Here is a 24,637-nt window from a genome sequence, read left to right as displayed (position 1 = left end):
CGTCAGCTCTGGAGCCGACCAACCAGTTCCGTACCCAGATCCGTGCCCGATCGCCAAGCGCTTTCCACCCTGGGCGCGCCGGATTCACACCATTGATCGCCTGCAAATCCGACGAGCCGTCCGTCCCGCAGCTCGAGCGCAAAGGTGGAATCATGTTGCGCCGCAGGCTTCGCGAACGTCCAGCGATGGGCATGCGTCCAGTTGGGTGCCGTGGAGATTACCGACAGTTCGCGTAGCGCGTCGAGGACCGGGGCGATCACTGCGTCGGGATCGGCGAGGTGCTGCTGTGCCCGCTCGGGGGTCGTGTGAACCACCAGCACCGGCGCACCGTCACCCCGCCGGGCACCGTCGTCGACGACGAACGCGATATCGGGATGATCGTTGACGAAGGCCGCGTCGCGGAACGGCACATCCAACCCGTCGAATCCACATGCCACCGCGATGACCGGTTCGTAATCGACGGCGTCGGGGACTGTGGTCAGTCGAGTCGCTTGAGGATCGGGCATCGCAACCACGACGTGGCCGTCGGGTAGGCCGCTCAACTCGGAGGATCCTTCGATATCGAAGTCTCCCAGCAAGTCTCGCACCAGAGAACGAAGCCCGTGTGGCGTTGCCCAACGGACCGGCCCGGTGGTGGTGCACGGTTCGGTCTCGGGCTTGAGGATGCCGAAGGTGTTGGCCCACTGGCGCGCAAGGCCCCTCGACTCCCAGTCCGACACAACCGTCGCGAAATCCTGATCGCGGACGGTGAAGTAACCGGCACCCAGATCGACACGACGCCCGTGAAGCTGGGGGGAGGACATCCGTCCGCCCGGGGCACGTCCTCGATCGACGATGCGGAACGGGACGCCCGCCGCGCGCAGTACTCGGGCACAGGCGGCACCCGCGATACCCGCGCCGACGATGGTGATCGAGTCCGTGGTGCGCCCAGCATCGACAGTCATGTCGTCAGTATGCCCGGCAGGGGCCGTGCGTAAGCCCGCCATTTGTACTACTGATTGTCTGGACAATTCGGTCACCTGCTGCGAAGGGCCCGACCTTGTGCTGAACTGTTGAAATGGCAATTACGGATAAGCCAGATACCGGAGAGCACGGACTGGGAACCAGTCTCAAACCGCGACACGTGACGATGATCTCGATAGCCGGAGTGATCGGTGCCGGACTGTTCGTCGGCTCTGCCAACGCCATCGCCACCGCGGGACCTGCGGTGTTGTTGGCCTACTTCTTCGCCGGACTCCTCGTCATCTTGGTGATGCGCATGCTCGGGGAAATGGCCACCGCCAACCCCGACACAGGTTCGTTCTCGACGTATGCGACCCGGGCACTGGGACATTGGGCCGGCTTCTCCGTCGGTTGGTTGTACTGGTGGTTCTGGGTATTGGTGATCCCCGTCGAGGCGACCGCCGCTGCCGCCATCCTCACCAACTGGCTGGGCGGTGCCCAATGGATGTGGGCTCTGATCATCGTCGTCGCGCTCACCGCCACCAACTTGATCAGCGTCGGCAACTACGGCGAGTTCGAGTTCTGGTTCGCGTTGGTCAAGGTAGTGGCCATCGTCGCGTTCATCGGCCTCGGCATAGCCGCCATCCTGGGCTGGCTGCCGAACTCCGAAGTCAGTGGCGTGGACCAACTGTGGGCCTCGGGCGGCTTCATGCCGCTCGGCTTCGGCGCGGTGATCGCAGCCATGCTGACGACGATGTTCTCCTTCATGGGATCCGAGATCGTCACCATCGCTGCAGCCGAATCCAAGGATCCTGCAAAGGGCATCACCCGCGCGACCAATTCGGTGATCTGGCGTATCTCGATCTTCTACTTCGGATCGATCTTCGTCATCGTCGCGCTCGTCCCCTGGAACGAATTGGACCCGGCCACCGGCTCCTACCAGTATGTGTTGTCCAAGATGGGAATTCCCCACGCGGAGACCATCATGGACATCGTCATTCTGACTGCTGTCGCGTCGTGCCTGAATTCGGCGCTCTACACCGCCTCCCGCATGCTCTACTCGCTCGGTGATCGTGGCGATGCGCCGCGCGCAGTCAAGAAGATCACCGCCAACGGGGTGCCGTGGGTTGCCGTCATCGCCTCGATGGTTCTCGGCTTCCTTGCCGTCGTCGGAAACTACATTCTTCCCGAGAAGCTCTTCACCTACCTGCTCGCGACCACCGGTGCCGTAGCTCTGTTCGTCTACCTGGCCATCGCCAGCAGTCAACTCGTGCTGCGTCGCCAACTCGATCGCGACGGTGAACGCCCGGCCGTTCTGATGTGGCTCTACCCGTGGCTGACCTATCTGGCTATCGGGTTCATCGTGTTCGTCCTCGTCATGATGGTCGTGCGGCCCGAGCAACGATCGTCCATTCTGCTCTCGGCCGTACTGGCAGCGGTGACGGTGATCGGCGGAATCATCGTTCAACGCCGAAACACGCGGCGCGACAGTGTTGCCGCCCGCGTGTCCGGTGATTCGGTCTAGATCCCGGCGTACACCTGGCGGTACAGATCGACGATCTGCTCTGCCGTCGGGACGACCGGATTGTTACCGGGGCTGCCCGAGGCAAGGGCCTGCTCGGCCATCAACGGCAACAGGTCGTCCCACGTCGACTTGTCGATGCCGAACGTCTCAGGAGTGGGAACTTCGACCTCACGGCACAGCGTGACGATGGCGTCCTGCAATTTGCCACCTGCAACCGCGTCCGAATCGGCTTCCGATGCCGCACCGAGGGCGCGGGCGCAGTCGGCGTAGCGGGACTGGGCTCCGCCGATGGAGAAGGCTGTGACGGCAGGCAACAGCATCGCATTGGACAATCCGTGTGCGACATGGAAATGCGCGCCGATCGGTCGACTCATCCCGTGGACCAGACAGACGCTGGCGTTGGAGAACGCCATTCCCGCCTGGGTGGACGCATGCATCATGGCCTCGCGTGCCTGCCGGTCTTCTCCGTCTCGATACGCCCGCAGCAGCGACCTTCCGATGGTGCGAATAGCGCTGAGCGCCAAACCGTCGGAGATGGGGTTGGCCTTCTTGCTGACGTATGCCTCGATGGCGTGTGTCAGAGCGTCGACGCCGGTATCGGCGGTCAGACGCGCCGGCATCGACATCGTCAGCTCGAAGTCGATGATCGACGCGATCGGCAGAAAGGACAGGCCGGGGCACAGCATCTTCTCGTCCGAGGCCACGTCGGTGATGATGGTGAACTGCGTTGCCTCCGAACCACTTCCCGCGGTCGTCGGAATGGCGATGATCGGAAGCGCCGGACCGGTGGAGAGCACCGGGGCCTTGAAGTCCCGCATGGTCCCGCCCTGAACAGCGAGAATGGCCAACGCCTTGGCCGTGTCCATCGGACTGCCGCCGCCGAACCCGATGATCGAATCGGCCGAATGCTGCTGCACCGCTTCGAGACCGGCGACCAGAGAATCCGTCGTTGGATCGGGCACGGTGCCCGAGAACAGAGCAGGCGACTTACCGGCCTCGGTCATGATCGTCATCAGTCGATCGGCCGAACCGTTGCCTGCCATGAACGCATCGGTGACGAGTAGGGGACGAGATACGGCCAGGTCGGTCAGTACCGTACCCAGCTCCTCGACAGCACCGCCGCCGAGTTTCAGAAAACGTGGGAAAGAGATATTGGCAACCATGGAGTGCTCCTTCGCGGTATCTCCATGTGCGTGGAACTTCGTAGTGGGCTACGAGTTTCCACGCACATGGGCTTTGTAGAACTCAGTTGTTTGCAGGAAAGCCGAGATCGATACCGCCGTGGCTGGGATCGAGCCAGCGACTGGTGACGGCTTTGCCTCGCGTGAAGAAGTGCACTCCTTCGGTGCCATGAGCGTGGCTGTCGCCGAACAAACTGCTCTTCCAGCCACCGAAACTGTAGTACGCCATGGGAACGGGGATCGGCACATTGACACCGACCATGCCGACCTCGACCTCGTTCTGGAAACGCCGCGCCGCCCCGCCGTCGTTGGTGAAGATCGCCGTGCCGTTGCCGTACGGATTGTCGTTGATCAGGGTGAGGGCTTCGTCGTAGGTCTCGACACGCACGACCGAGAGCACAGGACCGAAGATCTCGTCGGTGTAGATATTCATGTCCGGTGTCACATGGTCGATGAGCGTGGGGCCCAGCCAGAATCCGTCCGCAGCCCCGTCGGGTTGGACGGTGCGGCCGTCGACGACGATCGTGGCGCCGGACGCCTCGCCTGCGTCGACATAGGACGCAACCTTGTCGCGGTGTACCCGGGTGACGAGCGGGCCCATGTCGGCACCGCGGGTGCCGTCGCCGGTGACCAGTGGTGTGGTGCGTTCGGCGATCTTGGCGACGAGCTCGTCGGCGATCTTCCCGACGGCCACGAGAGCGGAGATGGCCATGCATCGCTCACCCGCCGAGCCGAAGCCGGCGTTGACCATGGCGTCCGCGGCCAGGTCGAGATCTGCATCGGGGAGGACGACGGCATGGTTCTTGGCACCGCCGAGGGCCTGGACGCGCTTGCCGTTGGCGGTGCCTGTCGAGTAGACGTACTGAGCGATGGGCGTCGATCCGACGAAGGAGATCGACTTGATCTTCTTGTTCTCGAGCACTTCGTCGACGGCCTCCTTGTCTCCCTGCAGCACGTTGAACACGCCGTCGGGCAGGCCTGCCTCGGCCCAGAGCCGCGCGAGCCAGATGCTGGCACTCGGGTCCTTCTCCGACGGCTTGAGCACGACGGTGTTACCGGCGGCGATGGCGATGGGGAAGAACCACATCGGCACCATGGCAGGGAAATTGAAGGGGGAGATGATGGCCACCGGCCCGAGCGGCTGACGAATGGAATAGACGTCCACTCCGGTGGACGCATTCTCGGTGTAGCTGCCCTTCAGTAGATGGGCTATGCCACAAGCGAATTCGACCACTTCCTGGCCGCGAGAAATCTCGCCGAGGGCGTCCGAGAGCACCTTGCCGTGCTCGGCCGTGATGATCTCGGCCAGCTCGTTCTTCTTGGCGTTGAGCAGTTCTCGGAAGGAGAAGAGGATCGAGGTGCGCTTGGCCAGGGAGGTGTCGCGCCACGCGGGAAAGGCAGCTGCGGCGGCGTCGATGACGGCCCGGGCATCGCTCCGGTCGGCGAGCGTGAGCGTGCCGGTGACCTCCCCGGTGGCGGGGTTGGTGACCGGCGACGTCCGATCGGAAGATCCGGAAAAAGTCTTACCATCGAGCCAGTGTGAGATGACGTCGGTCAACGTTCGTTCCTTCCATCGGTGTGTCTCGAGTCTCATTGGGATCGATGCACATGTCAAAGGCCAAAATCGCAGATTGCCGTGCATAAATGCACAGGGGGATAGGCTGGGCGAGTGTTCAACCCAGACCACCTCCGCTATTTCCTCGAAGTGTCGAGAACGGGACGTCTGACCGATGCGTCTCGAACGCTCGGCGTGGACCACACCACGGTCGGTCGACGCATCACGGCACTCGAAAAGTCCGCAGGGCAACGTCTTTTCGACCGAACCCCGACGGGATGGCGATTGACCGAGGCGGGGCGAAGGCTGGTCGGGTACGCCGAAACCGTCGAGTCCACGCTGATCGCCGCCTTCGAAGATCAGACATCCGATACCGGATCGCTGCGAGGGACGGTACGCATCGCTGCCCCGGACGGATTCGGTGCCTTCGTTCTGACGCCGAAGCTGGGTGCGCTTCGTGACAAGCACCCCGATCTGGATATCGAACTCGTCACCGCCACCGAGCACAACTCGTTGGCCACCAGGGAATTCGACATTGCCATCACGTTGGAACGGCCGTCGCCCAGGTTGGTGGTGGCCCGGCAACTGGCGACCTACACCCTGGCGCTCTATGCCGCCGAGCGATATTTGGCTGCGCAGCCGACGATCGACTCGGTCGACGGTTTGCGTGGGCACGCCCTGATCTCCTACGTGGATGCGCTGCTCGACGTTGCGCCGTTGCGCATCCTGGATTCGATTCTGCCCGACGGTCGGGCGCAGATTCAGACCAACAACATCACCGGCCAGTGGATCGCGGCGCGGTCCGGCGTGGGAATTGCGCCGTTGCCCAGCTATATCGGCGAACCGGACGACACGTTGATTCCGGTGTTGCCGGGCCTCGTCTCGGTCGAACGCACCTACTGGACGGTGATTCCGCGGGAGCTGACGGGGTTGGCGCGGGTGAAGGTGGTGGACGATTTCATCGGCTCGGTCGTGGCCGAGGAGCCGCACATGCATGCGGTGCCCGTCGGTCGATAGTCGCGGTCACTAAATGCACGAGATCGGCGGTGGCCGTTGAATTTTGGACGTTCTATGTGTCCGGCGTCTCGTGACGACAGACACACGTGACGCCGACCTCAAAGCAGTGGGAATCGCCCTACCGGCGGGTAACAATCTGTTACGGAACACGTCGGCCACGGCACCGCCGCGGCAGGCCCACAACGATTCTTGGGGGAATCATGACCATGTTCGTGGTAGCAGCAATCGGTTTCGTCGGTATGGCCATCGCCTTGCTCAACGACGGAAGCGACATCGACTTCAGGAGCCGTCAGCTCTCCGGCGCGTACAACCGGCGCTGGGCCTGACCCGTACCGATTCCGCACACCGGATGGCCGGTGGATAGATTCGTGCGATGTGGACACACCCCCGAGCGATCGGTTTGCTGGTCGGATACGGCCTGGATCGAGTGTTCACAGACCCACAGCGCTGGCATCCGGTAGCAGGATTCGGAACGGCTGCCCTTCGCGTCGAGGCTCGGCTCTACCGCGACAACAGGATTGCGGGTGTCATCCATACCGCCGCACTGGTCGGGGGCGTCACCGCACTCGGAATCGCGTCCACGCGAGCAGTGTCGCGTCTCGGCCCACCGGCCGAGGCCGCTCTGGTGGCTACCGCGACGTGGGCCGCGCTGGGCGGATCATCGCTGTCGGTAGTAGGTCGCTCGATGGCCGATCACCTCGACCGAGACGACCTGCCCGGCGCACGCGCATTGCTCCCGTCACTGTGCGGACGTGACCCGGCATTCCTCGACTCCGACGGGCTGGCACGCGCGGCACTCGAATCCATCGCCGAGAACACATCCGACGCAACAGTCGGTGTCGTGGTGTGGGGAGCCCTGGCCGGCGTACCGGGAATCCTGGCATACCGAGCCAGCAACACACTCGATGCAATGGTGGGATACCGGTCTCCGAAATACCTACGGTTCGGATGGGCCGCCGCACGCCTCGACGACGCGCTGAACCTGTTGCCGGCACGAGTCACGGGTGCGGCGACCGTTCTCGCTGCACCGCTGGTGCAGGGTTCTGCTGCCCACGCGCTACAGGTGTGGCGACGCGACGCATCCCGCCATCCCAGCCCCAATGCGGGGGTGCCGGAAGCCGCGTCGGCGGGTGCGCTCGGACTCCAGCTCGGTGGGCGCACTCAATACCGGCACGGCGTGGAGATCAGGCCGACACTCGGCGACGGGCGAGCGCCCACGGCCCGGGACCTTCGGCGAGCAGTCGTGCTGTCGACACGGGTGCAAGAGTTCGCGACGGCCGCGTCAGCGGTTCTTGCCGTATCGATCGGCCAAGCGAGGGTCCGTCGGCGTTCTCGCCTGTGATGCAGCGCGGGCTCTGGCCCGCTTCTCGCGTCGGGTGGGAAGAGTGAATTCTTCTTCGTCGTCCGGCGCGGAATCGTCGTCGGACGTGGGGTCGGACTGATCGGACATCGCGTCGGCCATCTCGGTTCGAGACATGCGTCGCTCCCGCAGCTCGGCGCGGACGAAATACGCAAGACCCAACGGTGCCATGATGCCGAACGCCAGCCACTGCAGCCCGTAGGACAGATAGGGGCCCGCGTCGGTCTGCGGGAGCTCGATGAGGCCGAGGCCACCGGGTTGACCGTCGTCGAGCTGCAGGTACCCGTCGATCGCGTCGACGCCGACCGCTGCGCCGATCTGCTCTGGGTTGATGTTGTACACCTGCAGGCGGCCGTCCTCCTGGATCGGCTCACGTGATGTTCCTTCGGCCTGACGAACGCGGGCATCGAGAGCGACCGGGCCGGTTGGGGCTGCTGCGAACTCGGGCGGTCGCGTTCCCTCCACCGGGAGCACGTATCCGCGGTTGACGAGAACAGTAGGGCCACCGTCGATGACGAACGGAGTGATGACCTCGTACGCGGGCTGCTCACGAATGCTGCGCAGCCGCACCAGGGCGTCGGAATTCTCCACGTAACTGCCCTGCGCGATCACCCGCCGCCATTCGTCGTCGGCCGCGAATCCGTTCCCGGTGAGAACGTCGGTGATCGGCACCGGATCTGCCCCGACCGATCGGGTGATCAAGTCGTTGCGCGCAGAAGTCGAGGTGTTCTTGCCCAGCTGCCACGGAGCGAGCACGCTGAAGCACAAGAAGGCGAACGCCAGCGCGACGGCGGCCAGCACCAACCACTTCGGACGTAGCAAGAACCGTAACTTCTCCACCCCACCACGGTAGCCGGGTCAGGCGGCCAGCCGAGACCGCGCCCAATCGATCAAGCCGGGCACGGCATCCTCGATCTGTTCTCGCACCTCGGTGAACGCAGAATCCGACGAGTAGTAGGGATCTGCGACCGACGCATCGTCGGCGTCGGGATCGAACGAACGCAGCAGCTGCACCCGATCGGCCGGTGCACCCAACTGCAGTAGAGATCGAGCGTGGCCGGTGTCGAGAGCAACGATCAGATCGGCAGCGAGGTGGTCCGGTCCCACCTGGTTCGCTTCGTGCTCGCTCTCGTAGCCGTGCGCATCGAGTTCTGCGACCGTCCGCGGGTCTGCGCCGTCGCCGACATGCCACCCGTCGATTCCCGCGCTCGATACGCGGACAGCGTCACCCAGACCCGCCTCGCTCAGGTGCGCGGCGAACACCTTCTCGGCCATCGGTGATCGACAGATGTTTCCGGTGCACACGAACGTCACGTGCAGTGGCTCGCTCATCGTGACGCCTGCGTGTTCTGCTCGAGCACGGCGGCCAGTTCGTCCATGTCCGACGCGGTAAACGCGGCGTCGTCGCTCTCACCGTCGATGCCGTAGCCCCATTCCACGTAGACCGCCGGAATTCCGAACCGAGCCGCGCCGTGCACATCGTGGTCGCGGTCGCCGATCATGATCACCCCTGCGGTGCCGCCGTCCGAGGATTCCACGGGATCGATGCCGAGATTGGTCAGCGAGTGCGCGATGACGTCGGACTTCGCTCGCCGCGACCCGTCGTTGCTGGCACCGCCGATGAAGTCGAAGTACCGGGACAAGCCGAAGTGGTCGAGAATCCGGACGGCGAAGCGCTCCGACTTGGACGTCGCCACGCCCAGCCGAACACCGCGATCCTGCAATCGCGTCAGCACTGTCTCGATGCCGTCGAAGGCGGTGTTCTCGGCCCAACCTCGCTCGTCGTAGCGGTCGAAATAGGCGGCGAGCGCGCGCTGAGCTGCCTCCTCGTCCAGTCCCATCGAGCGCAGCGTGTCGATCAGCGGTGGACCGACGACGAGAGAAAGTTGCTGTTCGGTCGGTTCGGGAGCGCCGACCGAGGCCAGCGCGTGGCGAAATCCTGCGTGAATTCCCGGTGCGGAATCGGTCAACGTTCCGTCGAGATCGAACAGGACAACGGATGCGGGCAGAGCGGCAGACATGGCTTGAGCCTATCGGTGCACGTGACGGCTAGGCTCGTCGCGATGTCCGATACAGCGTCCGGCCCCGATGCACTTCTCCGTCATCACGGAGATCTCGAGGTCGGCTCGGGCCTCGTCGACTTCGCCGTCAACGTGCGCGGTGACGGCCCGCCCCCGTGGCTTCGTGATCGGCTCGCTGCAGCACTGGACTCGCTCGGTTCGTATCCATCGGGGGCAGCCGAGCGGGCGGCTCGGGAGCAGGTCGCCGCACACCACGGACGCTCGCCGGACGAGGTACTGCTGCTCGGTGGCGGAGCAGAAGGATTCGCGATGCTGCCACGGCTCGAGCCGGCCCTCGTGGCAACCGTGCACCCGTCGTTCACCGAGCCCGACTGGGTGCTCGAGCAGGCCGGCATTCCCGTGCATCGGGTGTTACTCCCGCCGCCGTTTCTGCTCGATCCGGGCCTGGTGCCCGAGGCCGCCGACATGGTGATCGTCGGCAATCCCACCAATCCGACGTCGGTGCTGCATCCCCGACAAGAAGTACTCGGTCTGCGTAGGCCCGGCCGCACGGTCGTGGTCGACGAAGCATTCGCCGACGCAGTGACGGGAGCAGGAGAATCGGTCTCCTCGGACAGCGTCGCGGACGTGTTGGTACTCCGAAGCCTGACGAAGACGTGGGCATTGGCGGGGTTGCGGTGCGGCTACGCTCTGGCCCATCGCGACGTACTCGAACGAATGCAGCGGGGCCGTGCGCACTGGCCGCTCGGCACACTGCAACTCGAAGCAATCCGTGCCTGTACCGAGCCGTTCGCGGTCGAGCAGGCCCGAGCCGAAGCCCTGCGGATCGACGTCGAACGTGCCGAGATGATCACGAGACTGACCGCACTCGGTCTCGACGTTGCCGGCCCGGCGCGAGCGCCGTTTCTTCTGGCGCGGGTCGACGGCGCCGACGGGATCCGAGAACGCTTGCGCACGAAGGGAATTGCGATTCGACGCGGCGACACGTTTCCCGGACTGGATCGCAACTACCTACGCGTCGCCGTACGGGACTCGGCACACGTCGACATACTGGTGCATGCGTTGAACACCGTTCTGTGAGGAGAGCAATCGACATGGCAGTGACTCTGGCGAACGTCATCGAGGTTCTCGACAAGGCATACCCGCCTCGATTGGCCGAGAGCTGGGACTCGGTGGGATTGGTGTGTGGAGATCCGAAATCCGAAGTGCAACAAGTGCTCTACGCCGTCGACGTCACCCCGGCCGTCGTGGACGAGGCCATTTCCTGGGGCGCCGACCTCATCGTCGCCCATCACCCTCTGCTGCTCAAAGGAGTCGATTCGGTTGCGGCCGACACCGCCAAAGGCTCGGTGATCCACCGCCTGATCAAGGCCGATTGCGCGCTGTTCACCGCCCATACCAACGCCGACTCGGCCGATCCCGGTGTCTCCGACGCGCTCGCGTCGGCCCTCGGTGTGATCGACACCAGGCCACTCGATCCCATTCCTGCTCCGGCGCACGACAAATGGGTCGTATTCGTGCCGTCCGCCGACACTGCGGCGGTGCGCCAAGCGCTGTTCGACGCCGGAGCCGGTGAGATCGGCGACTACAGCGAAGCGAGCTGGCACACCGAGGGGCTGGGCCAATTTCGGCCGCAGCCCGGTGCTCATCCGACGCTCGGCGTCGTCGGCGAAGTCCACACCGAGACCGAGGACCGAATCGAGGTGGTTGCATCCCGGGCCGACCGCGCGCGGATGCAGTCCGCGCTCAGGCGTGCGCACCCGTACGAGGAGCCCGCGTTCGATGTATTCGAGTCCGCGGCCCTACCGTCGTGCACCGGCTTGGGGCGCATCGGTCGACTGCCGAATCCGATGACCCTCGCCGAGTTCACCGACGTTGTTCGGGACGCATTGCCGGCCACCAGCTGGGGCGTCCGAGCTGCCGGTGACCCCACCGCCACGATCTCCGTGGTCGCGATGTGCGGGGGAGCAGGCGACTCGTTCCTCTCGGCAGTCGCGCGCACCGACGCCGACGTGTACGTCACCTCGGATCTGCGGCACCACCCCGTCGACGAACATCTGCGCGCGGGAGGCCCCGCGGTGATCGACACCGCGCACTGGGCGTCGGAATTCCCGTGGTGCGAACAGGCGCGCAGCATCGTCGATGCCGCGTTCGGTGACACGGACGGCTGGGGCAGCAGTGTCACCGGTGTGCGCACCGACCCCTGGACGCTGTGATCGGTGACCCGCGACAGGCGGTCGGAGCCGATCCGGCTTTCTCGGTTTCGAGCAGCCGGTAGGGTGATCTCTTACCAACTTCCATAGTCGCAGGAGTCATCAAGCGTGAACGTCGATCCCAAAGTCCAGGCCTCGCTGCTCGAATTGGCCGGTGTGGATACCGAACTCTCGCAGATCGCCCATCGCCGCAAAAGCCTCCCCGAGCAGCAGGAGGTGGACAAGCTCGAGACCGAGCGCACCACTCGCAAGGATGCGGCCGTGACGGTACAGATCTCTATGGACGACCTCGATCGGGACATTCGCAAACTCGAGGGTGAGGTCGACGCGGTTCGTCAGCGCGAGGCGCGCGACAAGAAGATGCTCGAGAGCGGCACCATCGCGCCGAAGCAGATGACCGAGTTGCAGCACGAACTGGGCAGCCTCGAGCGTCGCCAGGGCATCCTGGAGGAGGAACTGCTCGAGGTCATGGAGCAGCGTGAGGCCAGTGAGCGGGACTACGAGCACGCCGGTGCGCAGCTGACCCAGATCGAGGACGAACTCGTCGACGCCGGTCGACGCCGTGACGACGCGGTTGCAGACCTCGACACCGCCGAGAAGCGCAGCGCCGAGCGACGCGAGTCCTTGGCTTCGGGGTTGCCGGCGGATCTGCTTGCTCTCTACGAGAAGCAACGAGCTCTCACCGGACGCGGTGCTGCGTTGCTCCAGGCTCGCCGCTGCGGGGCCTGCCGAATCGAGCTCGATCGCAACGAGATCGCCGGCATCGCCAACAAGCCGGCCGATGCATTGATTCGCTGCTCCGAGTGCAATGCAATCCTGGTGCGCACGAAGGAATCCGGAATTTGAGCCAAGTATCGCGAGTTGTCGCCGAGGCGGACGGTGGATCGCGGGGGAACCCCGGGCCGGCTGGATACGGTGCGGTGGTGTTCAGCGCCGATCGCTCGCAGGTGCTCGCCGAGCGTCGAGCGTCGCTGGGCGTGGCGACCAACAATGTCGCCGAATACAACGGCCTGATCGCCGCACTCACTGCGGCTCGTGTCGTCGGGGCACGTGAGGTTGCCATCCGCATGGACTCCAAACTCGTCGTCGAACAGATGTCCGGACGCTGGAAAGTGAAGCATCCGGACATGATTCCGCTTCAGCGGAAAGCGGCCGAACTGGCTGGCGGCTTCGATTTCGTCACCTACGAGTGGATTCCGCGTTCGCAGAACTCGCACGCCGACGCACTGGCGAACGAGGCGATGGACGCAGCGGCCGAGGGTGTGGACCTGTCGGAATTGCCCGACGCCGAGCCGGTTGCGAAGAAGGCCGAGTCTCCGGGGTGGACCGGTGCGATGGGGGAGCCGACTCGCCTGCTGTTGCTGCGGCACGGGCAGACCCCCATGTCGGTCGACCGACGTTACTCCGGCCGCGGCAATCCGGACTTGACCGAACTGGGTCGACGCCAAGCTGATTCTGCCGCAACGGTTCTCGGTTCGCGTACCGATATCGATGCGATCGTGGCCTCGCCATTGGCGCGGGCTCAGCAGACCGCTGCAGCGACTGCGGGCAAGCTGGGATTGCCCGTGACCACCGTGGACGGTCTCATCGAGACCGATTTCGGTGATTGGGAGGCTCTGACGTTCGGTGAGGCGAAAGAGCGATTTCCAGAGCAGCATCAGGCGTGGATGGGCGACACCTCGGTGGCCCCGCCGAACGGGGAAAGTTTCGACGCGGTGCGCGTACGCATCGAAGCGACCCGGGACCAGTTGCTCACCGAATACGCGGGAAAGACCCTTCTCGTGGTCACCCACGTCACCCCGATCAAGATGCTGCTGCAACTCGCTCTCGACGTAGGCCCGTCGCTGCTGTATCGACTGCACCTCGATCTGGCGTCGCTGAGCATCGCCGAGTTCTACCCCGACGGCGGGGCATCGGTGCGATTGGTGAACGACACCTCGCACTTGGCTGGACTGGCCTGATCGCTCCGCTGGTATACGGGACTCGACGTTCAACGACTACGTGGAGCTTGTGTAACTTCGACCCGTTCCGCTAGTGCGTCACGCGAAGGCACAATGTTCTACAGACGTTTGTTTGTTGCAGCCGCGATCTGCCACGGTCTCACAGTCCGAGACCTCGCGATTGACTATCGGATCTCAGTAGAGACGGGATCGAGCAGTAGAAGACAAGTCCTCTCCTCGAATTCCTCCACGACCGCGGTGACTCGTCGAGAGTCGGGGACACTAACCGTGTCCGGGATGCCAGGGCCGGTGAGCCCTAGGGCAGACACCACGTTGACGTCCCGAAACTGCAAATTCGGCCCACCGCCGTCACTTTCGTCGCAATCCCTGGCACCGATGAAAATGTCGAAGCGAGTTTCGTAACCTTTGTGGTTGTTTATCGCAGCAATGTGACCATCGAACTGGATGCTCTGGCCCGCGTACTGACCAGCGAAATAGGCGACTAATTGGCCGGACGTGTCCTTAGCGCGGAGGATCCGCGCAAGATCCACCGTGCATTGCAACGCCCCGAATGCCGCGGCGGCGATGGTGCCGATCGCCTACTGGACTGTGTAGAATTACACTGCCGAATCCGACTGCCACTGCACCGAAAGCCCTTGTGGTCGTTCGGTTATCCCGAATGACAGACGAGTCCACGAGCCCCGAGCGTCAGCGAAGGAAGTGCGAGGAACTCCGCTCCGATCGAGGGTACAACGTGATCGGGGTAGCCGAGGATCTGGACGTCTCGGCAGGGTCGACGTCACCGTTCGACCGTCCGTCACTCCGAGGCTGGCTCGCAACGCCCGAGGAGTACGACGTGATCGTGTTCTACCGAGTCGACCGACTCGTCAGGCGTATGCACCACCTCACCGACATGATCCGGTGGTCCGAGGACTACGGAGTCAACCTCGTCTCGGCTACCGAGTCGCACTTCGATCTGTCGACTCCGGTCGGCAAGGTCATGGCCCAGCTCGTCGCATCGTTCGGTGAGATGGAACTCGAAGCGATCTCCGAGCGAAACTCGAATGCGTTCCGGCACAATGTGAAAGCCGGATAGTGGCGGGGCGGTGTACCTCCGTGGGGGTACCTGCCCGAGCAGCAGGACGACGGGCCGTGACGGTACGTCCAGGACACGAAGGCCGCCGTGGTGATTCGCTCCGTGGTCGATCGGGTGCTCGGTGGTGAACCGCTCCGAGCGATCGCTCACGACCTGACCGAGCGGGGTGTACCGACCGCGAAGGATGGGTTCGCAGAACACCAAGGCCGCAAGGTGAGCGGCTACCAGTGGCACCTTGGACCGCTGAAACGCTCGCTGTCGTCTCCGACTCTCCTCGGTTACGCGGTAACCCGAGAACCGCTGACAGACGCTCAGGGGTGCGTTCAGCGCGACTCGAACGGAAAGAAGAAGTTCGGTCCCGACACCATCGTGCGGGCCGACGACGGTTCACCGATTGTCCGTGCAGAACCAATCCTGACGGTGCCCGTGTTCGAGCGTGTGCAAGCCAAACTCGGCAACCGAGAGAACCGCAAGGAACCGACGAAGCGGTCCCAGTCGCTGCTACTCCAAGTCATCAAGTGCGGGGTCTGCGGAAGGCCAGCGTACCGACTCATAGGCGGCACCGGGCGGGCTGTGCGGTACCGGTGCGCGTCGGCTCAGTACAAGACGACGTGTGGCAACCGGAGTGTTCGTGAGGACTACGCGGACAACGTTGCGGAGTCGCTGCTGCTGACGATGCTCGGTGAGTCCGAGCGAAAAGAACGAGTCTGGGACTCGGGATCGGATCACTCGGCAGAGCTGGCCGAGCTGGACTCGACCCTGACCGATCTCGTCGGGCAGCTCGGCACCGGGCCATTCAAGGCCGGCACTCCGCAGCGAGTGAAGCTGGACCAGCGGATAGCCGAGCTTGCTGCTCGACAGGAGGAGCTGGCAAAAGCCGAGACGAAGGCGGCGGGGTGGACGTGGCAACCGACCGGTGAGCTGTTCTCGCAGTGGTGGGAGCGTCAGACCACGGAGCAGAGGAACATCTGGCTGCGGACGATGGGTGTCGAGCTGACATGGACGTTCGACGGCGACGAGAAGGACCCGAACGTGCACCTGAACCTCGGCGATCTCGAGACGCTGACCGAGCCGCTCCGACCGGAAGGCAGCGTCCAGCAGTGGCAGAAACTGTTCTCGGAGATGGAACCGGGCTCCGGTGAGGTGATCGAGAACGGCGCAGTATCGGTGCCTAGACCTTCCGGTCGGTCGTCCACCCGCTAGCCATTGCGGGTGGCAGCTCTACGCACTTCCCCTCGGAAGACTGCTGGCAATCTTTTGAATTGCTTCCAACGTCTCTGCTGGCACGATAGACATATGACCGGTGTGCGCGTCGTCCGAGGCCTCGGGCGTCGAAAACAACCGGGTGCTTAACACAAGGAGTACGCTCTCACGGCTCTCCGCATTGTTGAGTAGCTGAAGAAACGCGGGAACAGATTTTACCTGCACCGCCGAGGTATGGGCCCATCGCGCGGCGAGCCTATGATGATTGGCGAGTCTCGCACTGTATGCCGCTACTGCAAAAAGAGGCAACGACCAAGCGAGATGCAGCGCTTGCGTGCCTAGGGACGCGTCTTTGTAGCTAACAGCTAAAATTACGGCCGCCACCCCGGATGCAACAAGCGCGACCATTGCGGTGATTGTCCACTGAAAAGACGACTTCTGTTCGGATGTCGATAGGCTGTCGAAGTGCATTGATAAGGAATCTGCACCAACCGTTCCAGCAGCCAGCTGTGTGGCAGCGGCTGCCGACGTAGCAGAAGCTGCCGCAGATTCTGCCTCAGCGATTAACCTATCAATGTGTCGCTGCTGTTGATCTTCGTAGGCTCGGCGAATAGTATCAACCTGCCTATCCCAATCGCGAAGCGCTCTGATCAGCTTCTCGTTTTGTTCAACCGCAAGATGGTTGGAGATTGCAGTCTGGACGCCTCCGAGCCATCCGATAATCAGAACCATATACTCCTTGCGAACAGCATCGGAAGTTAGTGGATCTCGAAGGTTTAGCACGGAATAAGGGAATGCCTCCAGGTGACGGCCTTCCATTCTCCGCGTAAAGACGTATTCTTCGGGTTCACCGGAATAGCTAGGGCGAAATATTAGATTATTGACTCCGTACAGAACGAATAGATAGAAGACTATCCACTCGTATTCCATTTCCGCGTCGGCGTCGGACTCGTTCGATTGGGCAGCGGCAAGGTGGTCTACAATCTGCTGCATTCGATCTTTTATCTGAAGGTGTATCGACAAAATAACGTTCGGCTCTGAATCCGAAGGGTCGTAAAGTTCCCAATCATGCTTAAGTAGGAAGTTTTCAAGATTTGCCATGCGCCGATACTAGTCGTGGCAAGCCGTCGTGGCTTTGTATTGAGCCACTATCAGCGTCATCGCCTTCGCGCAAGGGGGGTCAGTCATGCGGAACGATTCGTTCGAGGATCGTTGTCGCCTCGGGGGTCAGCTGACCGCCTTTGCGTCCGCTGGACCCGGTGAGCAGGCCGCGCTTGCGCGCCTGCCACAGATGCCCCTTCACGGTCGTCAGGGACTTACCCAGCTCGTCTGCGAGCTGCTGTACGGGCTTGTCCTGGCCGATGTTGACTCGGTGGACGTACACGCTGGCGAGCAGCGCGAGGTACTGCTCGGTGATGCCCTCTGCAAAAGCGGCTCGGACTCGGTCCATCCGCTTGGCTTCGTAGTTCTTGTCGGCCTTGTTCCAGCGATCGTGGAACGCGAGCTGCTTGCGTAGGCGCTCGGCTGCGTAGCGGAAGTCGATCTCTCGCAGGACGGTGCTCGACAGACCACCTGCGGGGTACGAGTCGGGGTCCGACGGTCGGATCACGAGAGCTGCGGGGCCACCTTGGGTCTCACCCTCGGGCCACTGCATCTCGACTACCCAATCGGTGCCGACGTCGATCGTGACGCTCCAGTCGGGTTCGGTCTTTCGTGCCATGACCAGCACCGTACCACTCGGTGTGTCCAAACGGTTTGACATACCGTATTGCTCGTGGTTCTCTGATGGTGGGCAGGAGACACCTACCCACTAACGAAAGGACAAACGATTGAGAGTTGCCGACTGGCTGGCAGCCGTCAGCGAAGACCCCGAAACACTCGACAGCGACCTGATCGTCGCGACGGCGATAGCGATGGGAGGCGCAGGGCAAGCCGACGATGTACCGGGGCTCGACCCGGAACGAGTCGCAGACAGCATCGAGGAACTACAAGCGCTGGGCTACCTTGAGTCGGTGGTGGAGCTACCGACCGCAGGCGAGACCGCTTGCTTGCTGGAGCTGCGTTTGCCGAACTAGATCAGACCCCACTCACGTTCGATACGTGCAATCTCATCGGCGAGTCGCAAGCCCCGAACCGGGTCGTACGACACCTCCGCGCCGAACACGAGCGCCTGTAACCCGGCTTCCGATGCCGGGAGGTGGGGGCGGAGGCTCTCGAACCACACTTGTCCGGTGATTTTGGGCCGAATTGGTGCTGCCGCGTCCAGGTCCATGAGTCGCTCCCACTCGGCCTCCTCTTGTGCGGCCTGTGCAAGACCGATTCGCCAGTCGGTCACAAGCTTCTGTTTGTACTCACGCCGAGCTTTGTCCTCGGCAATGTCTCGCGTCTTGTCCAGCTCGTCAAGCCTGCCTTTGCGCTCGTTCCGTGCTCCCAAGATGGTTGCCAACGTGGTGAACCCACCACCGACAGCACCGCCGACGACACCTGCCCATATCGGATCAATCATGCCGAGCATCCTGCCGTAGCTGACAGTGCGAACACGGCATTCAGGACATGAGCGACAAAGGGTCGCTCGAGCAACAGTAAGGAGGAGTATGTCTTCACCCGACGCCAGCGACTGGCTCGAAGATCCCACCCGTAAACTACGAGCTGTCCCAGATCGCGTTCACCGAGAACGAGAGAGAGGAGAAGCTTGCCGTCTCGAAGAAGGACTACGGACGGAGACGGACTCCTCGAAGGGACGAACTGCGATTAGCCGAGGCGGCGGTAGACCTCGGGGACATGATCGAAGGCGGTCATAAGTTCGTTGTCGAGTCTTATTCTCGGGCAGCTGAACTGCCGACCACCTGCCGTTACTGCCAAGGTCCGCTCAAGCTTCCCGTCCTCGACGCTCCGTGCGAGTTCGAGGACAAACCGTGGGAGAAGTGCAGGTGCAACGTCTGCTACTCGAAGGCCCACGGCTTGTATCGCAAGCGCGGTGGGTAGCCCAGGATCTGCAAAGCGCCCGCGTGCAAGCGGGAGCAGAGGAACGAGAACCAACGCCGATACCGGGCCAAGAAAAAAGCCGAGGCAGCCGTACGCGTAACCGCTCGCAGTAATTGAATCCCATAGGTAGTACGGAAGGGTTTCGGTGCCCTTCGTCGTCGGTCTCTCGACCACACCCCGCATTACTCAAACGCTCCAGCGCCGCGCTGGGGCTTATTCGTGCGCCGTAAACCCTGTTCAAACAGGAAGGAGGGAGAAAGATTTGGAGGTACAGGAACGCTGTCCGCAAGGGCATCCGATCTGATCGTCAGAAGATCGGCACTCCGATGGATGGTGCCGACTCTGCCGACGAGCTGCCAATCAGCGGCATCGACTAAAGCAACGCGCGGCGATGGATTTCGTCCGCGCCCTCGAAGCGCGAGGAGTTCGCTTCGTAGACGGATCGAGGCCGGTCGGTGTCGAAGAACTCGCCGACGCTTTGGTCGCCAACTACACCGAGTGAAGGTGTTGCACGACAACGATGCTCGATGAACAGACAGGAATTTTCTGTTCGATCACTACTCCAACGTCTCAGACTCGGACATTCGGTACAACACCCACCGACCTGCACTGCTCGCTCGAGTACGCCGCTGCTGCCCTGGGTGCAGCGTGCCTGCTCGGGTGAGTGCGCTTCCGGGGTCTGGGTTGTCGCCGGCCTCTGCCTAGCCTGAGCAGCAGGAACGCGGGTCTCGTGCCGGCCACCCAGGGGGATGCACCCCTGCCCACGCACTAAGGATCGCCACGTAATGCGGGTGCCGTCCTCCGTGAGCAAACGGAAAGTTCAATTTTCAAGCGAGCCCTATGTCAGGGGCGATCTCACCCAGAAAGATTGGGGCTTTTGTGCCTACTTCGAGACGCCCAAGGATGCCGCAAAGCCTCGGATCTGCGGGCAAGCGATTGTGGACGACGACGCTCGACGAGTTCGAGCTCGAGGCCGAACCGCAGAAGGTCGAGATCCTGACCCATGCGTGCCGAGTCACCGACAAGATCGCAGAACTCGAGCGGTCGCAGCGGAGCGAACCGCTGACGGTGCTCGCATCGGCTCGGCAGTTGACGATCCACCCGTTGATAGCGGAGGTCCGCTTTCAACGCGGCCTGCTCGCTCAGCTGCTCGGCAAGCTCGGCCTGCCCGACACCGACGAGCAGATCGAAGCGAAGCGAGAAGCCGTCTCAGCCGTCCGCAGAGACGCCTCGAAGGCGGCGAAGTTCCAGGTGGTCCGATGACCCGCAGACGCGGCTCTCACGTCGTCTCAGGCTCGATCGAGTCGCTGTTGACTCGAGTGCCCGAGAGGTTCTCGCATCCGAACCCAAGGTCGAGGACGGGCAGATGACCGGGCTCCAGCGCTACCTCGCAGACCTCGACAGCTGGGTTCGACACGAGCTGTCGCTGCCCGATGCCGGCGCGCCCAGGTCGAGGGGTGCTGGCGCACCACCGACTTTCGAGGTGATGAACGAGCTCGGAATACCTGTAGCCGAATTGTTCTCGATCGTCCTGCACGACCCGAGCCCATCCGGCTCGACAGCGCAAAGCGCGCTGCTGAAGAGAGATTGCAACGTCAGGAGAACCGCATGACCACACCAGGAAGCAGCCGCCCACAGGGCGCATTCACGATCAGCTCCAACTTCGGCCAGGACTACGACGAAGACACCGTCTACGAAGAGATCACCGGGCAGACCCGGCAGGATCTCGGAACAGCCGTAGAGGGCTTCGACGACTTCAAGCTCGGGACGTACAACACCGCAGCGGATCTAGCGAACCTCCAGGATCGCACCCAACGTCTCGAAAGTGTCATCGGATACGCCTACTCCTACTCATCCGGTGGGCTGCACACCGGAAACCAAGACCTGTTCATTCCGTGCGATCAACCGGTCGGTCCCTCCGTAGGGCGTCCAGAACAATTACGTCAACGTCCAGATCCGCGTCTACGCACCGGACGGGACGTTGTTCGCTCAGCGGATCTCCGAGTCCACGGAAAGCTCGGCACACACTCGAACGGTTCAGATGCTGTTCGTCGTGCCCTCTGCGGGCTACCGGTGCGAGATGTGGGGTTGGGTCGGGCTGATCCGAGGGATCAAGGGCGGCTCGGGATGGACAGGGTTGTCTCTGCGAAAGATCAGCACCGAGACCGAGTAACAGGGGCTGAGTGACCACGTCGACAGAGGGCAAATGCTAAAGATTCTTCCAGTTGTCCTCTGCCGACACGGTCGTATCACCACCAACGGACTTGAAATTCTCAAGACCAATCGTATGGCCTATGGCCGATAGCTCGAATGCAAGAGCGGACGTTGCTCTGAGCGTGTCAAACAGTTCGACTAATTCTGGGTTCTTTGGTGCAATAGCAGCTCGGAGCTCTTCATCCGAGAATCGTTTATTCTGCAAATGAACCTGAATAGGGTTGCCGAGACCGAAAGCAGGAAAGTGTCCGCCCTCGAAACCGTGCTTTCGATAGCCAGCCTTCGAGACGCGGTATAAATTGTTAGTACCGTGAACACACTCCATTGCGTCTTTGTAGTCACCGGAAGCGAGCGCTTCTGGTAGCGATGAATCCTCGGTAGTATGATGTAGCAACCACATGTATGTTTCCGAAATTCGGCTGTACGGTGTGGGACCGATCAAAGTTTGGCCCGCTCCGCAACCGCTCATATACTGGTAGTCGAAGTTCGATTTCGGCACTTTTCCGTAAAATGGACCTAGAGCCGTGTCAAGGGAATCGATCACTTGATCGACCGTTTCCACATCGGATTCCCAGAGTTGAGTCAGAACCACAATAACGCTCAAGGCGTGTACATGCTCTTGAGCAAGCTTGGGAATACATTCCACAGCCTGGCGGTAGAGAACATCGGTCGCCGTGCGCGGCTCCTCTACGGCCAACCGCATCAGCATCCGTGCTAAAGCGGTTGCCATCTCCTTGTCACCCGACTCCGCGTAAGCCTTCTGAGAGCTGTACATTGCTGACAGCATTCTCGGTGTGTCGAATGCATATATCGTTTCAGGCGCTTCTTCGTTTAGTAAGTCTAGAAAAATCTGAATAAATTCCTCGGCCAGCCGAGCCGCCTCTGCGTGTGCTCGTTCTGTGAGTTGCAGATAGTTTTCACCAAAAACCCTGCGAGAAATTGTTTCAATCTCTGCATCGCTTGTTTTGCTTACATACTGAACAATCGTATTATTGTTGACTATATAGTTGATATCACGCGCTGCTTGATTTACTGATTCACTGCCGGAAACAGACTGCTGTCCACCGCTAAGCTCTTCGTTGCGTTTTCTCACTTACGATTGTCTCCGAATTTCCCATGAAAGTTCACGTCGCCGCCGGATTGTATTACATTCTTACTTTTGGTAACCGACTGCTTTGGTGGAGTATCTGAAGTTGGCAAGGGAGCGCGATCAGCGTGACGTCGCTGAATCACGCCACGCACAATGAGAACAACCGCCACCAGGGTGACAACAATGCCCACAATTAACCACCAGGAGGGGACGGACCCGACTAAGGAAACGGTAGTGAGGCCGATGCCGACCAACACCAGGACGAGTTCACCAATCGCTTTACCCATGTTCACCCCTACGGTTGCGCTCATTGACTGTTGTGTCCATGATCTCACGGCTTCACGACCAACTTGTTGATCTGAGCGAGTGCCGTGACACCCCAGCCGTTGCCGGGATGTAAAACTAGGCAATCGAGTACTCCGCCGTGGACATCCCGTCGTCCTCCACAGCCGCGCCGAAGGCTCAGATCTGCAGCGCAAGCCACAGGCCGGCCACTGCGCCGACGATGGTAAGCGGTGTCGTGATCACGCCCAAGACGGTGAACGTGCGCAGATCTGCCGGCTCGTCATTGGCCGATGCGACGCGTCGCCACAGCATGATCGCCAGCGATCCGACGTAGGTGAGGTTGGGCCCGAGGTTCACCCCGATCACCATGGCCAACAACAAAGCCGGGGGGGCGTCGGCACCGAACGCGGCCAGTAGCAGCAGGGTCGCGGGCAGGTTGTTGACGATGTTCGACGCCACCGCCGCAATGGCAGCCGCGGCGAGCAAAGACGCGAAGGTGGTGTCGGACGGCAGAATTCGTGCCAGCCAGTCGCCGATCGGGCCGGTTGTCACGCTGAGAACGACGATGCCGAGAAGAAAGACGAAGCCACAGAACGGCAGGTCGGCACCGCGCAGAATGGCGCGAGATGTGGTGTGACGAGCTCGAAGTGCCGGGATCGCGAGCGCGATCGATCCCACCGCAGCGACCCAGAACGGTTCGATATCGAACAATCCCGCGACGGCGAAACCGATGAGTGTCGCGCCGAGAATCGCCAGCGTGGTGCGAGGTGCTGGCACGTCGTCGGTGTTCTGCTCGGTGGGACCGCTCGGTGGGGTCGCCGTGCGGGTCAGATCCTTGCGGAAGAAGATCAGGAACACCGCCAGTTCGATGGCGACCGCGAAAATCCACGGCAGTGCCATCAGCGCGGTGAAGTGCAGGAAGGTCAGGCCCGTCGCGGCGAAGGCCAGCAGGTTGGTCAGATTCGACACCGGCAGCAAGGTCGACGCCGAATTGGACAGGTGCGCAGTGGCGTAACTGTGTGGACGCGGCGACATCCCCAGGATCCGAGCGGCACCGATGATGGCCGGTGTCAGCAGAACCACGGTCGCGTCGAGGCTCAGTACGGCTGTGGTGGCCGCGGCAGCGGCGAACACGAGGGTCAGCAGTCTGCGGGGGCTGCCCTTGGATCCGCGGCGTAGCTTCGCAGCGATCCAGGTGAACACACCGAGGGCATCCGACAGATGCGCCAGGATCAGAATGAACGCCAGAAAGACGACGGTGGGTGCGAGTTCGAGTACCTGCTCACGGGCGGCGTCGAGGCTGACGAGGCCGACGAGAAGAACAACTGCGGCCGCTGGAAGTGCAGCAACGATCTCGGGAAGACCGCGCGGGCGAACGATGGCGAAGACGAGAACGGCGGCGACCAATGCCGCAGCGAGAACGGTCACGCGAGAATCTTCACGAGAGTGCGGACGTTCCGCGTGGTGGTCGTGGCCTTGTACTTCGCCTTCGCCGTGGCTTTTCCGAACCTACTGTCGGTGGTGTTGCCCTTGCGCACCTCCCAGTAGAGCACGCTGTTCCCCTCGGCAATCCTCTCGAGATCGGGGTCGAGTTCCACTGCAAGAGCGGACAATTCAGTCAAATGGCTATCGTCGTTACCGAACACCACATAAGGATGCCAGCCCTCCCTTTCGGCGTCGAACGGGTAGGACTCCACTATCGCCCTCAGTGTCGGGACGTCGAGTACGACAACCCAGGCTCGGTAGCCGAACGCCTCGGCGAGCGTTCTCTCCACCTGTGCTTTGAGGGCGGCGGCCGCCAGCGGCGACTGCAGCAGTACGTTGCCGGTCGCCAGAATCGTGCGGACATTCGTGAAGCCGGCCGAGGCCAGAGCTGCGCGGAGGTCGACCATCTTGATGTTGATGCCGCCGACGTTGATGCCGCGCAGCAGCACAACCCATTCACTCATGGAAGGAACTGTAGTGAAGCGCACGAGAACAACCATTGAAGTCAGCAGTTAGTAACCAGTA

General features: G+C 62.3%; 27 protein-coding genes. 13 read left to right on the top strand and 14 right to left on the bottom strand.

Annotated features, from left to right (window positions below; all coding sequences use genetic code 11):
* Positions 1 to 2: 2 nt before the first annotated feature.
* Positions 3 to 944, bottom strand: coding sequence for an NAD(P)/FAD-dependent oxidoreductase (locus CH281_RS17190; protein ID WP_057473387.1), 942 nt, complete (start codon positions 942 to 944; stop codon positions 3 to 5).
* Positions 945 to 1,057: 113 nt separating this feature from the next.
* Between CH281_RS17190 and CH281_RS17185 the strand changes: the two genes are divergently transcribed.
* Positions 1,058 to 2,467 (top strand): amino acid permease, encoded by a 1,410-nt coding sequence (locus CH281_RS17185; protein ID WP_094694944.1) that lies wholly within the window; start codon positions 1,058 to 1,060, stop codon positions 2,465 to 2,467.
* Here CH281_RS17185 and CH281_RS17180 read toward each other — a convergent pair.
* Positions 2,464 to 3,630: an iron-containing alcohol dehydrogenase gene (locus CH281_RS17180; protein WP_094694942.1), complete on the bottom strand. Its 1,167-nt coding sequence runs from the start codon at positions 3,628 to 3,630 to the stop codon at positions 2,464 to 2,466. The genes CH281_RS17185 and CH281_RS17180 overlap by 4 nt on opposite strands.
* A gap of 82 nt (positions 3,631 to 3,712) precedes the next feature.
* Entirely contained in the window at positions 3,713 to 5,242 is a 1,530-nt protein-coding gene (locus tag CH281_RS17175; protein ID WP_094694940.1) for a CoA-acylating methylmalonate-semialdehyde dehydrogenase, read from the bottom strand.
* A gap of 75 nt (positions 5,243 to 5,317) precedes the next feature.
* Here CH281_RS17175 and CH281_RS17170 point away from each other — a divergent pair, with 75 nt between their 5' ends.
* From CH281_RS17170 to CH281_RS17165, 3 genes are all read left to right on the top strand, one after another.
* Positions 5,318 to 6,220, top strand: a complete 903-nt coding sequence (locus tag CH281_RS17170) for a LysR family transcriptional regulator (protein WP_094694938.1) — start codon at positions 5,318 to 5,320, stop codon at positions 6,218 to 6,220.
* A 200-nt stretch (positions 6,221 to 6,420) separates the two neighbouring features.
* Positions 6,421 to 6,546: a hypothetical protein gene (locus tag CH281_RS27375; RefSeq protein ID WP_255032530.1), complete on the top strand. Its 126-nt coding sequence runs from the start codon at positions 6,421 to 6,423 to the stop codon at positions 6,544 to 6,546.
* A gap of 47 nt (positions 6,547 to 6,593) precedes the next feature.
* Positions 6,594 to 7,562, top strand: coding sequence for a cobalamin biosynthesis protein (locus CH281_RS17165; RefSeq protein ID WP_094694937.1), 969 nt, complete (start codon positions 6,594 to 6,596; stop codon positions 7,560 to 7,562).
* On the opposite strand, the gene CH281_RS17160 is transcribed toward CH281_RS17165, so the two are convergent.
* Genes CH281_RS17160 through CH281_RS17150 form a run of 3 tightly spaced genes read right to left on the bottom strand, consistent with a single transcriptional unit; the run spans position 7,503 to position 9,601 of the window.
* Positions 7,503 to 8,420, bottom strand: coding sequence for an SURF1 family cytochrome oxidase biogenesis protein (locus CH281_RS17160; RefSeq protein WP_094694935.1), 918 nt, complete (start codon positions 8,418 to 8,420; stop codon positions 7,503 to 7,505). The genes CH281_RS17165 and CH281_RS17160 overlap by 60 nt on opposite strands.
* An 18-nt stretch (positions 8,421 to 8,438) precedes the next feature.
* The gene (locus tag CH281_RS17155) at positions 8,439 to 8,912 is read right to left on the bottom strand and encodes a low molecular weight protein-tyrosine-phosphatase (RefSeq protein ID WP_179274220.1); all 474 of its coding nucleotides are present in this window, start codon (positions 8,910 to 8,912) and stop codon (positions 8,439 to 8,441) included.
* Positions 8,909 to 9,601, bottom strand: coding sequence for an HAD-IA family hydrolase (locus CH281_RS17150; protein ID WP_027497428.1), 693 nt, complete (start codon positions 9,599 to 9,601; stop codon positions 8,909 to 8,911). Before CH281_RS17150 ends, CH281_RS17155 begins: the two co-directional genes overlap by 4 nt.
* Positions 9,602 to 9,643: 42 nt before the next feature.
* Between CH281_RS17150 and cobC the strand changes: the two genes are divergently transcribed.
* The 4 genes from cobC to CH281_RS17130 all read left to right on the top strand — a co-directional run bounded on the left by cobC (position 9,644) and on the right by CH281_RS17130 (position 13,775).
* Complete coding sequence (gene cobC / locus CH281_RS17145) at positions 9,644 to 10,681, top strand: Rv2231c family pyridoxal phosphate-dependent protein CobC (protein WP_094694933.1); 1,038 nt, start codon at positions 9,644 to 9,646, stop codon at positions 10,679 to 10,681.
* Between the two features lie 14 nt (positions 10,682 to 10,695).
* Complete coding sequence (locus tag CH281_RS17140) at positions 10,696 to 11,817, top strand: Nif3-like dinuclear metal center hexameric protein (protein WP_094694931.1); 1,122 nt, start codon at positions 10,696 to 10,698, stop codon at positions 11,815 to 11,817.
* Between the two features lie 105 nt (positions 11,818 to 11,922).
* Positions 11,923 to 12,660: a zinc ribbon domain-containing protein gene (locus tag CH281_RS17135; RefSeq protein WP_094694929.1), complete on the top strand. Its 738-nt coding sequence runs from the start codon at positions 11,923 to 11,925 to the stop codon at positions 12,658 to 12,660.
* Entirely contained in the window at positions 12,657 to 13,775 is a 1,119-nt protein-coding gene (locus CH281_RS17130) for a bifunctional RNase H/acid phosphatase (RefSeq protein WP_094694927.1), read from the top strand. The genes CH281_RS17135 and CH281_RS17130 overlap by 4 nt, the downstream gene beginning before the upstream one ends.
* Before the next feature lie 164 nt (positions 13,776 to 13,939).
* On the opposite strand, the gene CH281_RS27540 is transcribed toward CH281_RS17130, so the two are convergent.
* Complete coding sequence (locus CH281_RS27540) at positions 13,940 to 14,305, bottom strand: DUF4839 domain-containing protein (protein ID WP_179274219.1); 366 nt, start codon at positions 14,303 to 14,305, stop codon at positions 13,940 to 13,942.
* Between the two features lie 20 nt (positions 14,306 to 14,325).
* Between CH281_RS27540 and CH281_RS17120 the strand changes: the two genes are divergently transcribed.
* Together CH281_RS17120 and CH281_RS17115 are read left to right on the top strand one after the other, a co-directional pair.
* On the top strand, positions 14,326 to 14,850 hold the full coding sequence (locus CH281_RS17120; protein WP_094694923.1) for a recombinase family protein: 525 nt from the start codon (positions 14,326 to 14,328) through the stop codon (positions 14,848 to 14,850).
* 87 nt (positions 14,851 to 14,937) lie between these two features.
* Positions 14,938 to 16,053: a recombinase zinc beta ribbon domain-containing protein gene (locus CH281_RS17115; protein WP_094694921.1), complete on the top strand. Its 1,116-nt coding sequence runs from the start codon at positions 14,938 to 14,940 to the stop codon at positions 16,051 to 16,053.
* An 18-nt stretch (positions 16,054 to 16,071) separates the two neighbouring features.
* On the opposite strand, the gene CH281_RS17110 is transcribed toward CH281_RS17115, so the two are convergent.
* Both CH281_RS17110 and CH281_RS17105 read right to left on the bottom strand, forming a co-directional pair.
* Complete coding sequence (locus CH281_RS17110; protein ID WP_143544824.1) at positions 16,072 to 17,154, bottom strand: hypothetical protein; 1,083 nt, start codon at positions 17,152 to 17,154, stop codon at positions 16,072 to 16,074.
* Between the two features lie 79 nt (positions 17,155 to 17,233).
* The gene (locus tag CH281_RS17105) at positions 17,234 to 17,773 is read right to left on the bottom strand and encodes a hypothetical protein (RefSeq protein ID WP_094694917.1); all 540 of its coding nucleotides are present in this window, start codon (positions 17,771 to 17,773) and stop codon (positions 17,234 to 17,236) included.
* Positions 17,774 to 17,882: 109 nt separating this feature from the next.
* On the opposite strand from CH281_RS17105, the gene CH281_RS17100 reads away from it, so the two are divergent.
* Positions 17,883 to 18,128, top strand: a complete 246-nt coding sequence (locus tag CH281_RS17100) for a hypothetical protein (RefSeq protein ID WP_094694915.1) — start codon at positions 17,883 to 17,885, stop codon at positions 18,126 to 18,128.
* On the opposite strand, the gene CH281_RS17095 is transcribed toward CH281_RS17100, so the two are convergent.
* Entirely contained in the window at positions 18,125 to 18,559 is a 435-nt protein-coding gene (locus CH281_RS17095) for a hypothetical protein (protein WP_143544823.1), read from the bottom strand. The two genes, CH281_RS17100 and CH281_RS17095, sit on opposite strands and share 4 nt — an antisense overlap.
* 1,382 nt (positions 18,560 to 19,941) lie before the next feature.
* Here CH281_RS17095 and CH281_RS17080 point away from each other — a divergent pair.
* Complete coding sequence (locus CH281_RS17080; RefSeq protein WP_179274217.1) at positions 19,942 to 20,301, top strand: hypothetical protein; 360 nt, start codon at positions 19,942 to 19,944, stop codon at positions 20,299 to 20,301.
* A 345-nt stretch (positions 20,302 to 20,646) separates the two neighbouring features.
* The gene (locus tag CH281_RS26620; RefSeq protein ID WP_143544822.1) at positions 20,647 to 21,225 is read left to right on the top strand and encodes a hypothetical protein; all 579 of its coding nucleotides are present in this window, start codon (positions 20,647 to 20,649) and stop codon (positions 21,223 to 21,225) included.
* A gap of 22 nt (positions 21,226 to 21,247) precedes the next feature.
* Here the strand turns inward: CH281_RS26620 and CH281_RS17070 are convergent, their stop codons facing one another.
* The 4 genes from CH281_RS17070 to CH281_RS17060 form a co-directional block, all read right to left on the bottom strand.
* Positions 21,248 to 22,345, bottom strand: a complete 1,098-nt coding sequence (locus tag CH281_RS17070) for an LPO_1073/Vpar_1526 family protein (protein ID WP_143544821.1) — start codon at positions 22,343 to 22,345, stop codon at positions 21,248 to 21,250.
* On the bottom strand, positions 22,342 to 22,653 hold the full coding sequence (locus CH281_RS26615; RefSeq protein WP_143544820.1) for a phage holin family protein: 312 nt from the start codon (positions 22,651 to 22,653) through the stop codon (positions 22,342 to 22,344). The genes CH281_RS17070 and CH281_RS26615 overlap by 4 nt, the downstream gene beginning before the upstream one ends.
* 151 nt (positions 22,654 to 22,804) lie before the next feature.
* A complete protein-coding gene (locus tag CH281_RS17065; protein WP_094694905.1) occupies positions 22,805 to 24,055 on the bottom strand; it encodes an SLC13 family permease in 1,251 nt (416 codons plus the stop codon).
* A complete protein-coding gene (locus CH281_RS17060; protein ID WP_094694903.1) occupies positions 24,052 to 24,576 on the bottom strand; it encodes a DUF1697 domain-containing protein in 525 nt (174 codons plus the stop codon). Before CH281_RS17060 ends, CH281_RS17065 begins: the two co-directional genes overlap by 4 nt.
* Positions 24,577 to 24,637: the final 61 nt, after the last annotated feature.

This window comes from Rhodococcus sp. 06-221-2 (assembly GCF_002258365.1).
GTDB lineage: Bacteria > Actinomycetota > Actinomycetes > Mycobacteriales > Mycobacteriaceae > Rhodococcoides > Rhodococcoides fascians.
Note: the sequence above shows the minus strand (reverse complement) of the source record. Positions and strands in the feature narration are given on the sequence as shown.